We start from the raw sequence: 12536 nt of genomic DNA, 5'->3' as shown, positions 1-12536 counted from the left end.
AACACCGCCCCACCCGCACACCGCCCCACCCGCACAGCACCCCACCCCAAAGCCCCACCAGGGGTCCGGCTCCCCGTGCCGTGCCGTAGTTCTGTGCCGTGCTGTCAGACGTGGTGCGCCGTGCCGTGCTGTCAGAGTTGGGTAACGTCCAGTTCACCCGCCGCGTACTGCCTGCGCAGCACCTTCTTGTCGAACTTTCCCACGCTCGTCTTCGGCACCGCCTCGATGATCGTCCAGCGCTCGGGGAGCTGCCACTTGGCGATCTTTCCCTCGCCGGCGAGGAAGGACCGCAGGGAGTCGAAGTCGGCGCTTGCGCCTTCCTTCAACACGACGGTTGCGAGCGGACGTTCGCCCCACTTGTCGTCCGGGACGGCGACGACCGCCGCTTCGGCGATATCGGGGTGGGCCATGAGGGCGTTCTCCAGGTCGACCGAGGAGATCCACTCTCCGCCGGACTTGATGACGTCCTTGGCGCGGTCGGTGAGGGTCAGGAAGCCGTCGGGGCTGATCGTGCCTACGTCACCGGTCTTGAGCCACCCGTCCTCACTGAACTTGTCGTCAGGGCGCAGGGCTCCGACGCCCTGACCGCCGTAGTACGCACCGGCGATCCAGGGGCCCCGCACTTCCAGCTCACCCGCGGACTCGCCGTCCCACGGCAACCGCTCGCCACCCGGGCCGGCCAGCCGGGGTTCGACACCGGCCGGGAAACGACCCTGGGTGAGCCGGTACGCGAACTCCTCGTCCGAACCCACCTCCACATGGGCCGGAGGCCGCGCGATCGTACCGAGCGGCGAGGTCTCCGTCATGCCCCAGGCGTGGCAGACGCGCATGCCCAGCTCGTCGAACGCCTGCATGAGGGCGGGCGGACAGGCGGAGCCTCCGATGGTGACCTGGGTCAGCGAACTCACCACACGCGGTTTGGCCTTGAGCTCCGCGAGCAGGCCCTGCCAGATGGTGGGGACGGCGGCCGCGTGCGTCGGACGCTCACGCTCGATCATCTCGGCGAGTGGTGCGGGCTGCAGGAAACGGTCCGGCATCAGCACGTTCACACCGGTCATGAACATCGCGTGCGGCAGACCCCAGGCGTTCACATGGAACTGCGGGACCACGACGAGGGACGTGTCCGCGTCGGTGAGGCCCATGGACTGCGCCATGTTGACCTGCATCGAGTGCAGGTAGATGGAACGGTGCGAGTAGATGACCCCCTTGGGGTCGCCCGTCGTGCCGGAGGTGTAGCACATGGCCGCAGCCTGGCGCTCGTCCAGCGCGGGCCAGTCGTACCTGTCCGGCTTGCCCGCGATCAGGTCCTCGTACTCGTGCACCTGGACGGTCGCCCCGTCGAGCAGCGAGCGGTCACCGGGGCCGGAGACGACCACGTGCTCGACCGTCTTGAGGTGCGGGAGCAGCGGCGCGAGCAGCGGGAGCAGCGAACCGTTGGCCACGACCACCCGGTCGGCGGCGTGGTTGGCGATCCAGACGAGCTGCTCGGGAGGCAGCCGGAGGTTCAGCGTGTGGAGGATCGCGCCCATGGCCGGGATCGCGTAGTACGCCTCGACGTGCTCGGCGTTGTTCCACATCAGGGTCGCGACCCGGTCGTCGTCCCGGACTCCGAGATCGTCACGCAGCGCGTGCGCCAGCCGGGCCGCCCGTGCCCCGATCTCGGCGAACGAGCGCCGCTGTGGCTCTCCCTCACCGGTCCAGGTGATCACCTGAGATGAACCGTGGATCGTCGACCCGTGGGTCAGGATCCTTGAGATCAGCAGCGGTACGTCCTGCATCGTGCTCAGCACGGTGTCCTCCCGGGGGCGACGTTGCCTACGCGGTAGTAAGGGTTGGGCTGATTCTGCTCACATACCGCGCGGTATGTCACTACTGCCGGGCGATCGATCACGTAACGGCACGGTTTGCCGACCCGGCCGTGCGCTCCCCTTCTGCCCGCTCTCCGCCCTCTACGCTCTCTGCTCTGCGCTCGCCCGACCGTGCGCTCACCCGTGCGGCTCGCCCGTGCGCTCGGTGCTTCCGCCGCGCCGGTCAGCGCACCGGGCCCAGCTCAGGGTCCTCACGGAGCTTGCCCAGCGCACGCGACACCGCCGACTTGACCGTACCGATCGACACGCCCAGCACCTCCGCCGTCTGCGCCTCGCTCAGGTCCTCGTAGTACCGCAGCACGACCATCGCCCGCTGCCGCGCGGGCAACTTCATGATCGCGCGCCACATCGCGTCGTGCAGTGCCTGCTGCTCCGCCGGGTCCCCGGCCGGCGGGCCCTCCGCCTCCGGGAGTTCGTCGCACGCGAACTCGTCGACCTTCCGCTTGCGCCACTGCGACGTCCGCGTGTTCAGCAGCGCCCGCCGCACATAGCCGTCGAGCGCCCTGTGGTCCTCGATCCGCTCCCATGCGACATACGTCTTGGTGAGGGCGGTCTGCAGCAGGTCTTCCGCGTCGCACGGGTTCGCGGTCAGCGAACGTGCGGTACGCAGCAACACGGGTTGGCGAGCCCTTACGTACGAGGCGAACGACGGGTACGCATGGGTCCGCGTCGCTGCGTTCGAAGCGCTGGTGCAGACGGATGTGGTCATGGCTCCACGCTAGGATCGCCCCCTACTCCAGCGGATCGGCCGCAGGTCCCGAAGCCTTGTCCGCCTCAGGTTGTAGGAGGGGGGCAGGCCCCACCTCCTGAAGGTGGACGCGAGGCTCCGGACCTCTGAGGGTTCACCCCTGAGAGACGGCTCCCACAGTGCACCCCCTGTAGTAGCCCGGCCCCCGGCGTGGTGCGAGAGCAGTACGGCGGCGCTCCGGCGGTTCAGCCGATGCGCGCGACCGGCGCGTGCATCAGATTGCGGTCGATCAGCAGCGTACGGCCGCCGTGCCGTTCACGTACGTTCCCCGCGTACTGGTGGATGCGCCGCGCAGGCGCCCACGCGGACTTCCGCAGTACCGGCTCACGGTGGAGCCCGTTCCGTACGCCCCAGCGCGCGAACCACACCACTGACGGCAGATCCGGCACACCGGCCCGCCGCGAGCGCTCCATATGACGGACGCCCGACGCGGCACTGCTGTAGAACCCCGGCAGATACCCCCGGCGCGACACCTCCCGGTCCCACCCCCGCACGAACAGGAGCGTGGTGCGGGCGCACCTCTTGTTCCCGTACGCATAGGCCTCCATGTCCAGGAAGAGCGGACTCGCCGGCCGGATACCGAGTCTTGCCGCCTTCTTCACCGCGTCGCGGGCCTCCGCCGCCCCCTGCTTCCAGGGGTGCCGCCCGATCCGAACGTTCTTCTTGTGCCGCGCGAACACGCAGGTCGACTGCGAGCCCACATAGAGCGGCAGCACCCGCCAGCCCTGGCCCTGCACCGTCCGCATCCAGCGGTGGCTCAGATGGGGTTGTGACCAGCAGGCTCGCGCGCGACCGCCGTAGTAGACACCCACGGCCCGGTACGGGGACGCCCGCCATCGCCGCATGGTGTCCGCGGACGGCGCCCGGCAGGTGTCGAACGCGCGGCCCTTGAACGTGAGCGGCTCGGCTCTCGCGCCGGAGTCCGGGCCATGGGGACCCTTGTCCGGGACCTGGGAGCCCGCTGGAGCGGCGCCACTCGGCGACCATGACCCCGCCTCCGCCGCTGGTGCCGCCGTGAGCCCCAGCAGGACCAGCACGAACCCGAGTCCGAAGATCATCTTGTGATATCGCAACCAACGCATGGACCGAGTCAACGGCCCCGCCCGCGCTGCCGGGCCCGGACACGCGCCACATTCATCCGTCCGCCCCGCAATCAGCCCCGATCGTCCGAACCCAGGACCAGTGCCGACCGCCCGAACCCAATCAGTCCCGACCGCTCGAACCCAGAATCAGTCCCGACCGCCCGAACCCAATCAGTCCCGACCGTCCGAACCCAGAATCAGTCCCGATGTCGGAACGCCCGTTCCCGCGGTCACCAGCACCCGACGTGCCCCGGGTATCTGGTTCACGGACGAACCGCGAAGTTGCCGTACCCCTTCCGCCACCCCGTTCATCCCGTGCAGATACGCCTCCCCGAGCTGTCCTCCGTGGGTGTTCAACGGCAGCCGCTCCTCCGCCACGAAGTCCGCGGCCTCACCCGGTTTGCAGAACCCGAACTCCTCCAGCTGCGTCAGCACGAACGGCGTGAAGTGGTCGTACAGGATCCCGACGTCGATCCCCGCCGGCGTCAGCCCCGACGTACGCCACAGCTGCCGCGCCACCACGCCCATCTCCGGCAGCCCCGTCAGGTCGTCCCGGTAGAAGCTGGTCATCTGCTCCTGCGCCCGCCCCGCGCCCTGGGCCGCTGCGATGATCACGGCCGGCGGATGCGGCAGGTCACGCGCCCGCTCCGCCGAGGTGACGACCAGGGCCTGACCGCCGTCGGTCTCCTGACAGCAGTCGAGCAGCCGCAACGGTTCGACTATCCAGCGCGACGCCGCATGGTCCGCGAGCGTGATCGGTCTCCCGTGGAAGTACGCCGCCGGATTGGTCGCCGCGTACTTCCGGTCGACGACCGCGACCTGCCCGAACACCTCGGGTGTCAGCCCGTACGTGTGCAGATAGCGCTGGGCCGCCATCGCCACCCAGGACGCGGGCGTGAGCAGCCCGAAAGGCAGCGACCAGCCGAGCGCGGCCCCTTCGGCCGACGGCTCCCTGCGTTGGACCCCGGAGCCGAATCTCCGCCCCGACCGTTCGTTGAACGCCCGGTAGCAGACCACCACGTCGGCCACCCCGGCAGCGATCGCGAGCGCGGCCTGCTGGACGGTCGCGCAGGCCGCCCCGCCGCCGTAGTGGACCCGCGAGAAGAAGGACAACTCACCCATGCCGGCCGCCTGGGCGACGGTGATCTCGGGGCTCGTGTCCATCGTGAACGTCACCAGGCCGTCCACGTCGCCCGGTGTGAGCCCCGCGTCGTCCAGCGCGGCCCGCACCGCCTCCACCGCGAGCCGCAGTTCGCTGCGCCCCGAGTCCTTGGAGAACTCGGTGGCCCCGATCCCCACGACAGCCGCCCGCCCACCGAGGCTGTCCCTCGTCCGTACGCTCATGTCCGGCCTTCCGCGTTCCGAGCCTCGGCTTTCCGACCTTCCGCCTTCCGGGCCTCCACGTTGCGGGCCTCCGCGTTCCGGGCTGCGGCACCATCCGCCTCCGGGACCGTCGTGGTCGCCGTCCGCGGCGCTGTGACCGTGACCGTCCCCGTGACGTGTCGGCCGATGCCGTTGGCGCCGACGACCCGCACCGTCGCCGTGTCGCCTTGAACGTCCTCCACCACGCCGGTCAGCACCATGGTGTCGCCCGGGTAGTTGGGCGCGCCCAGTCTGATCGCCACCCTGCGCAGCACGGCCCCGGGCCCGAACTGGTCCGTGATGTAGCGCCCCACCAGCCCGTTGGTCGTCAAGATGTTCATGAAGATGTCCGGCGACCCCTTCTGCCGTGCCAACTCCGCGTCGTGGTGCACGTCCTGGTAATCGCGCGACGCGATCGCCCCGGCGACGACGAGCGTGCGGGTGATCTCGATCTCCAGCGGCGGCAAGGTGTCCCCGGCCCGCAATGGCCCGGCTTCGGTGGTCATGCGTCTTCCTCCCCGTGCACGATCAACTCGCCCAGTTCCTGCAGGAGTTCGCTTCCGCACCCCAGGTACGCGCTCAGTTGCCGCCCCCACAGGAAGTGCCGGTGCACGGGATATTCGAGATCGGCTCCCACGCCGCCGTGCAGATGCTGCCCGGCGTGGACGACCCGATGCCCCGCCTCCGACGCCCACCAGGCGGCAGTCAGGGCGTGCCCCGCGTAGTCCAGTCCCTCGTCCCTGCGCCACGCCGCCTCGTACGCCGTGACCCGTATCGCCTCGGTATCCATGTGGGCGTCGGCCGCACGGAGCTGGACTCCCTGTTTGGCCGCGAGGGGCCGTCCGAACTGCTCGCGGGTGTTGGTGTACTCCACCGCCCTGGCCACCGAGCCTGCGCACACCCCGGCCTGCAGCCCCGCGAAGGCGGTACGCGCAGTGGCGAGCACGTCGTCGTACGCCGCGACGGCGCCCCCACTACCGACCGCTCCTGCTACTGCTTCTCCTGCTGCTTCGGCTTCTTCTTCGGCTTCTTCTTCTCCGCCTCTTTCAGGGCCGCCGAGCCGTTCGGCCGGTGTGGCGGCCAGGGTCAGGCGTCCGGCCGACCACGGGGCCGTCGACTCGACCGGTTCACACCGTGCGTCGGCGGTCCGTACGAGCCACAACTGGTGTGTGTCGTCGGCGACCAGCACGTGCGTGGCGTCGCGGAGCCACGGCACCACGGGGACCACCCCGCTCAACTCGCCGCGCCGGCCCATCCGTACGGCGGCCGCCGGCAGGGCGCCGGTCACCACGACCGTTCCGTCCGCGATCCCCGGCAACAGCCGCTCCCGCTGCCTGACCGAACCGTGCGCCGAGACCGCCAGCAGCCCGTAGACACAGCTCGCGGCGAACGGCACCTGGGCCGTCGTCCGTCCCTGTTCCTCCAGGAGGAGCACCAGCCCGAGGAGCCCTGTGTCCTCGACGGCGGCCGGCAGCCCCGCCTCGCACAACACCTTCCACAACTCACCGTCGCTGCCCGACCCAGCGGCTGAGAGCCGCTCGTGCGTGGACAGATCACCGAAGATCCGCGCGGCCAGATCGCGGGCCGCCATCTGCTCCTCCGTCGGTGTGAAGTCCATGTCAGCCCCCGCTCCCCTCTGCGGCCCGGAAGACCGGCAGCTCCAGTTCCTCGTCCACCCGTTTGAATTCCAGCCGCACCGGCATCCCGATCCGTACGCGGTCGTGCGGCACCCCCACGACGTTGCTGATCATCCGCACGCCCTCGGCAAGCTCGACCAGCCCCACGGCGTACGGCTGTTCGAAGGCAGGGAAAGGCGGGTGATGCATCACCACGTACGAGTAGACGGTCCCCTCGCCGGCCGCCTCGACCGTGTCCCACTCCAGGCATCCGCAGGCGTTGCAGCCCGGCAGCCAGGGAAAACGCAGTGTCCTGCACTTCTCACACCGCTGGATGAGGAGCCGGTGCCGGGCCACGCCCTCCCAGAAACCCGCGTTGTCCCGATTGACGACGGGGCGGGGCCGCTTGGGCCGGGAAGCCGCCGCGCTCTCCGCCGTGCCGTTCCTCCGACGCTGCCCCGCGGGCACGTACTTGAGGATCCGGAACCGATGCGTCCCCGCCGGCTCGTCCCCTGCCCGTACATCCATCCGTGTCGTGACGAAGTACCCCGTGCCCAGCTTGGTCGTCTTGCGCTCGGAGACCGACTCGATCATCGCGTCGAAAGTGATCCGGTCCCCCGGCCGCAGTGGCCGCAGGTACTCCTGCTCGCAGTCGGTGGCGACCACCGAGGTGTACCCGGCGCCGTCGAGCAGCGCGAGCAACTCGTCGTACGCCTCCGAGCGCCCCCCGTGCCCGTGTCCGGACAGCCCTCCCATCGTCCAGGCCTGGAGCATCGTGGGCGGCGCGACGGGGTCCGCTCCCGCATACGCCGGATGCGTGTCCCCCATCGCCTCGCACCAGTGCCGGATCATCGGTTCGTTGACGAGGTCCTTGCCCACGCCTCCGACGGCGGCCTCCCGCCCCTCGTACGCCTTCAGACGCGTATAGAAGTCCTCGCGCACGTCCCCGGCTTCGTTTTCGTACACGTCCCCGGCTTCGTTTTCGTACGCGACCGCGTTCCCGCCCTCGGCCACGCCCACGGTCGGCGCTCCCTCCCCGCTGGCTACGGTCCTTTCGCTCACCGCCGCCCCCTCGTCATCCCGAGCCGCATCGTCGCCACGATCTCCCGCTGCACCTCGCTCACCCCGCCCCCGAACGTGTTGATCTGCGCCGCTCTGTTCAACCGCTCCAGCTCGCCGTCCTCGAAGACGCCCGGCGAACCGGAACGGACCAGCGCGTCCGATCCGACGACTTCCTGGCACATTCGATACACCGCGACGGCCGATTCGGTTCCCACGACCTTCACGCCGCTGGCCTCTCCCGGCGCCAGTCGGCCGGCCCCCACATCACCCACCAAACGCCAGTTGAGCAGGCGTGTGGCCGCCAGTCGGGCATGCACCTCGGCCAGCCTGGAACGCACCCACGGCTCGTCAACCCTGCGACGCCCAGTCACTGGATCGGGTGCGGCGACCGCGGCCAGCGCGGCCGCGTAGAAGTCTTCTGCCTGCATACCGATGGCCGCGAGCGCGACCCGCTCGTGGTTGAGCTGGTTGGTGATGAGCCCCCAGCCACCGTTCTCCTCTCCGACGAGACGGGACGCGGGGACACGGATTCCGTCGTAGTACGTGGCCGTCGTGGTCAACCCGCCCACGGTTTCGATGGGCGTCCACGAGAACCCGGGAGCGTCTGTCGGGATGAGCAGGATCGAGATGCCCTTGTGCTTCGGCGCGTCGGGGTCAGTGCGGCAGGCGAGCCAGATCCAGTCGGCGTGCTGGGCGTTGGAGGTGAACACCTTCTGCCCGTCGACCAGCCACTCACCGCCAGGCCCTTCCGCACCCCCCTCGCCGCCGTCACCACCACCCTCGTTCTCATCTCCGTCCCCGTCCCCGCCCGCGCCCCCATCCGCTTCCCTGACGGGCTCGCGGCGGACCCGCACGGCCCGCGTCCGCAGCGACGCCAGATCCGTCCCCGCCGACGGCTCGCTGTACCCGATCGCGAACACGAGTTCCCCGCGCAGAATCCGCGGCAGGAAGAAGTCCTTCTGCTCCTCGGTCCCGTACTTCATGAGCGTCGGTCCGACCGTGTTCAGCGTGACCATGGACACCGGGGCGCCCGCCCGGTATGCCTCGTCGAAGAGAACGAACTGCTCGTCGGCGCCGCGCCCTTGCCCGCCATAAGCCTCCGGCCAGCCAAGTCCCAGCCACCCGTCGGCGCCGATCCGGCGCAACAGCGCCCGGTGTCCGTCGGTACCGGCGGGGGGCGGACCGCCCGGCATCAGGGCCCGGAAGTACGCGCGGAGTTCGGCGCGCAGTTGTCGCTGGCGCTCGGTGGGGGCGAGATGCACGACGACGGCCCTCCCGGGACTGACCTCGTACTGATACGGACAAGGGTTTCTGACTGTCCGTCAGATACATGTCACTGTCAAGGTTTTGCTGCGGCGGCAACGTCACGCAACTCCGGCCGCGAACCCGCCGTACAACGAGCGCGACGCACGACGCACGACGCACGCCGCATGACGAGCGCCGCATGACGAGCGCGACGCACGAGCGAAAACGCCTGCGCGGCGGCGCCGAAGCACCGCCGCGCAGGCGTGTTACACCCCACAAATCACCCCACTGTGGAGGCTTACGGCCGTCAGGGGCCTCCAGTCCCCGGCGGCCGCCGGCTCACCAGAGCTCGATGAAGTTGACGGCGATGTCCTCGTTCGACTGGTCGATGGCCGTGAACTCGGAACCGTTCACCTGAGCCGTGCTGCTCCGGTTCGAGGCGCCGGAGCCGACGGCCTGCTGCTGCGTCGTGGACGAGGTGCCGAAGTTGTCACCACCGCCACCGCTGCCGCCGACGCTCGCCGCCGCCGCGTTCGATCCGTTGTCCGCGAAGGAGCCGCTGTCGGCCGTCGCCACCCCCGAGAAGAGGGCGGCGGCGAGCGGTATGGCTGCCGCAGCGGCGAGAACGCGGGCGATACGGATGCTTGCCATGTTCTGTTCCTCCAGAGCGAGAAGTACGTACCAGTCAGGACCGGTTAGGTCAGGACTGGCCGAGTACGGCTTGTTCCGGGGCAGTTGGCCGACCGCCTCGGTGATCGTTCACGACGTCGCGGGATCAGAATTGCCCACCGAATCCCCGGCGAACCACCCTGTAAGCCGCTATTAGCTCGCAAGCGTGAGGATATGTCGATAAACCTCCTTCGCGCCCTCAAAACGGCAGTTCAGGGTGGCGTGGACATCTCAACCCCATACACGCAAGGGATGAACCGTTCCGGAAGCGCTCCGGAAGCGCCCTGCAAGCGTTCCGTCACCTTTTCGGCCCATCTCGCCGGGCAGGTTTTCGCACCCCGACCCGGCCGCTCCGGGCCCCGCCACCCCCCAGGGGCTCCGGCCGCACCCACCCGCACCTCTTCCCTTTTTCGAACACCCGTACGAACATAGAGTCATGGCCACCATCGACCGGCAGGCCACGACGCTGGCCCTCGCACACGCCCTGTCAGCCGCCGAACGCGGACTGGCCGTCATCCCCCTGTCCCGAACCAAGCTTCCTGCGCTGCGCTCTCCACACCGCGACGACCCGACGGCACCGCCCTGCCACGGCGAGTGCGGCCGCTTCGGGCACGGGGTGTACGACGCCTCGACCGACCCCCGCCGCATACGCGAACTCTTCGCCGCCGCCCCCTGGGCCACCGGTTACGGCATCGCCTGCGGCCTGGACCCGCACCACCTCATCGGCATCGACCTGGACACCAAGTCGGATACGGACTCGTCCGCGGCTCTACGGGAACTGGCGCTGCGCCACCTGTTCACGATCCCCGACACGGTCGTCGTGCTGACCCCCAGCGGCGGCCGCCATCTCTGGCTGAGCGGCCCACCCGACGTCGTCGTCCCCAACTCCGCAGGCCGTCTGGCCCCCGGCATCGACATCCGCGGCGCCGGCGGCTACCTCGTCGGCCCCGGCTCACGCACCGAACACGGCGTCTACGGCACGGCCCCGGGCACCGCCCACCTGGCGCCCGCCCCCTGCCCGGCCTCGCTGCTGCGCCTCCTCATGCCACCGCCCCGATCCCACGCCCCCACGGCGGCCTCGACGAGCCAACAGGGCCAGGGCCTCGTCCAGTTCGTCCTCGCCGCACACGAGGGTCAGCGCAACACCCGCCTGTTCTGGGCGGCCTGCCGCGCGTACGAGAACGACCTCGGCCCGCACCTGACCGAGGCCCTCGTAGACGCCGCCGTCCGCACGGGCCTCACCGAACGCGAGGCCCGCTCAACCATCACCTCGGCATCCCGCATGGCAAGCCACCGCCTCTAGCGCCGCGGCAGGCAGTTCAGAAGCAAGGGCGGCATCGGCATCTCCACACTCAAGGGTGGGTGGTTGCGAGCCCAGGAGATGGTTCACAAACGCTCAAGCGTTCAACGCGTGCACGCGCCGGCCAACGTACTGCCGTTCCCCACGGCCCGCTGGTGGTGCTTGCTGGAGGTGTGTGCGCCCCCGATATCACTCGCTGGTCCCTGCTGCGCGCTACCTGCCCAGGCCCGGCACGGGCGCCTTGGACCGTTGGGCATCGCACGGCCGGACGCTGTGGCAGCCCCCTCCACCGCCCACCCTGAGGTGAACGCTCAAATGAACGACACCGTCGTCCCCTCGCCCCCGCAGGGAATCACGCTCCCCGGACCGCGCGCCTACCAAGGCCCCCTCCAGAACTGGCCCTTCGACCTGCCCTTCGCTCCCCGCAGCACACCCGGCCCCGAACGCGCCCGCGTCACCGCCCACAGCCGAACCTGGGCCCAGCGCATGGGCCTGACCCCCCAGTCGACCCACCACGCCAAGATCGACCGCTACGACATGCCGCTGTACGCCTGCCTGAGTTACCCCGACGCAACGGGAGCCGACCTGGACCTCGTCAGCGACTGGGTCTCCTGGTGGGCCCTCTGGAACGACCTCACCGACGACCCCGCCTTCCTGACCACCCCCGGCCGCGCGCAACGCCTCTTCCAAGCCCTGATCACCGTCGTCACCCCACATGACGCTCCCAGCCTCAGCACACCCCCCAGCCCCTCAAGACGCCCCATTCGTCAGCGCCTTCACCGACCTGTGGGCTCGCTGGCAGCAGGACATGTCCCCCACCTTCGTCAGCCGCACAGCCGACAACTGGACAGGCTGGTTCACCGCCTACATCACCGAATGCGCCAACCGTCGCACGCACACCGCTCCGAACACCGGCTCCTACCTGCGCCACCGCGACCTGACCGGAGCCGTCCCCCTGATCATGGACGCCGTCGAGCGAACCGGGCACTACGAAGTCCCCGCCGACGTCGTGAACAGCACTCCCTTGCAGGCCATGCGCCACAGCACCACCCGCGTCATCAACATCACCCAGGACGTCCAGTCCCTGCCGAAGGAAGAAACGGCCGGCGACCCGCACAACCTCGTCCTCGTCCTCGAACGCCATCAGGGCCTCTCCCGGCAGCAGGCCCTGGCACGTATCCACACCATGACCCGCGGCTACACCGACACCTTCCTCGCTCATGAAGCCACCGTCCCCCACCTCCTGGACACCCTCGGCACCCCCATCAAGGACCGGCCCCTGATCTACCGGCACACCACCGACCTCCGCACCCTCATGAAGGGAGGCGCAGACTTCTGCACCCGGTCCGGTCGATACAGCACCCACCAAGGGGCCGCCCGGTCGGAAGACGAGGGATGAGCCCGGGTCGGCGAGCCGACCTGGGGGGGGCGCGTTCAGTCAGCCTCTCGCCACAGGACCGCCCTCACCCCCCTACCCCTGGGCCCCCTGGGCCACACGCCCTGGTCAGCTCCGGGGCGCGGGTGGAGAGACCGCGAGACGGTTCGAATAAGCCAGGGGTGGCCGCCAGCTACCGTCCACCGACG

Annotated in this window: 11 protein-coding genes; 2 read left to right on the top strand and 9 right to left on the bottom strand. The window is 69.7% G+C overall.

All coding sequences use genetic code 11. From position 1 onward, the window contains the following. Positions 1-131: 131 nt before the first annotated feature. The 9 genes from AB0D14_RS12780 to AB0D14_RS12740 form a co-directional block, all read right to left on the bottom strand. Positions 132-1778, bottom strand: coding sequence for a long-chain fatty acid--CoA ligase (locus AB0D14_RS12780; protein WP_362777859.1), 1647 nt, complete (start codon positions 1776-1778; stop codon positions 132-134). 253 nt (positions 1779-2031) lie between these two features. Beyond that, a complete protein-coding gene (locus AB0D14_RS12775) occupies positions 2032-2577 on the bottom strand; it encodes a SigE family RNA polymerase sigma factor (RefSeq protein ID WP_362777681.1) in 546 nt (181 codons plus the stop codon). A 224-nt stretch (positions 2578-2801) separates the two neighbouring features. Continuing rightward, positions 2802-3674, bottom strand: coding sequence for a DUF1906 domain-containing protein (locus AB0D14_RS12770; protein WP_362777679.1), 873 nt, complete (start codon positions 3672-3674; stop codon positions 2802-2804). A 195-nt stretch (positions 3675-3869) separates the two neighbouring features. Further along, entirely contained in the window at positions 3870-5042 is a 1173-nt protein-coding gene (locus AB0D14_RS12765; RefSeq protein ID WP_362777678.1) for a lipid-transfer protein, read from the bottom strand. After that, on the bottom strand, positions 5039-5545 hold the full coding sequence (locus AB0D14_RS12760; protein ID WP_362777856.1) for a MaoC family dehydratase: 507 nt from the start codon (positions 5543-5545) through the stop codon (positions 5039-5041). The genes AB0D14_RS12765 and AB0D14_RS12760 overlap by 4 nt, the downstream gene beginning before the upstream one ends. A 17-nt stretch (positions 5546-5562) precedes the next feature. Further along, positions 5563-6678: an acyl-CoA dehydrogenase gene (locus tag AB0D14_RS12755; protein WP_362777677.1), complete on the bottom strand. Its 1116-nt coding sequence runs from the start codon at positions 6676-6678 to the stop codon at positions 5563-5565. A gap of 1 nt (position 6679) precedes the next feature. Continuing rightward, complete coding sequence (locus AB0D14_RS12750) at positions 6680-7618, bottom strand: bifunctional MaoC family dehydratase N-terminal/OB-fold nucleic acid binding domain-containing protein (RefSeq protein ID WP_362777854.1); 939 nt, start codon at positions 7616-7618, stop codon at positions 6680-6682. Between the two features lie 116 nt (positions 7619-7734). Beyond that, positions 7735-9000, bottom strand: a complete 1266-nt coding sequence (locus tag AB0D14_RS12745; protein WP_362777675.1) for an acyl-CoA dehydrogenase family protein — start codon at positions 8998-9000, stop codon at positions 7735-7737. A 322-nt stretch (positions 9001-9322) separates the two neighbouring features. Continuing rightward, positions 9323-9634 (bottom strand): hypothetical protein, encoded by a 312-nt coding sequence (locus AB0D14_RS12740; protein WP_362777673.1) that lies wholly within the window; start codon positions 9632-9634, stop codon positions 9323-9325. Between the two features lie 454 nt (positions 9635-10088). On the opposite strand from AB0D14_RS12740, the gene AB0D14_RS12735 reads away from it, so the two are divergent. Then, positions 10089-10955, top strand: coding sequence for a bifunctional DNA primase/polymerase (locus AB0D14_RS12735; RefSeq protein WP_362777671.1), 867 nt, complete (start codon positions 10089-10091; stop codon positions 10953-10955). Between the two features lie 712 nt (positions 10956-11667). Further along, entirely contained in the window at positions 11668-12351 is a 684-nt protein-coding gene (locus tag AB0D14_RS12730; RefSeq protein ID WP_362777670.1) for a terpene synthase family protein, read from the top strand. Positions 12352-12536: the final 185 nt, after the last annotated feature.

The organism is Streptomyces sp. NPDC048484, from assembly GCF_040651415.1.
In the GTDB taxonomy this organism is placed as follows: domain Bacteria; phylum Actinomycetota; class Actinomycetes; order Streptomycetales; family Streptomycetaceae; genus Streptomyces.
This window is presented reverse-complemented; position numbering and strand designations above follow the sequence as displayed.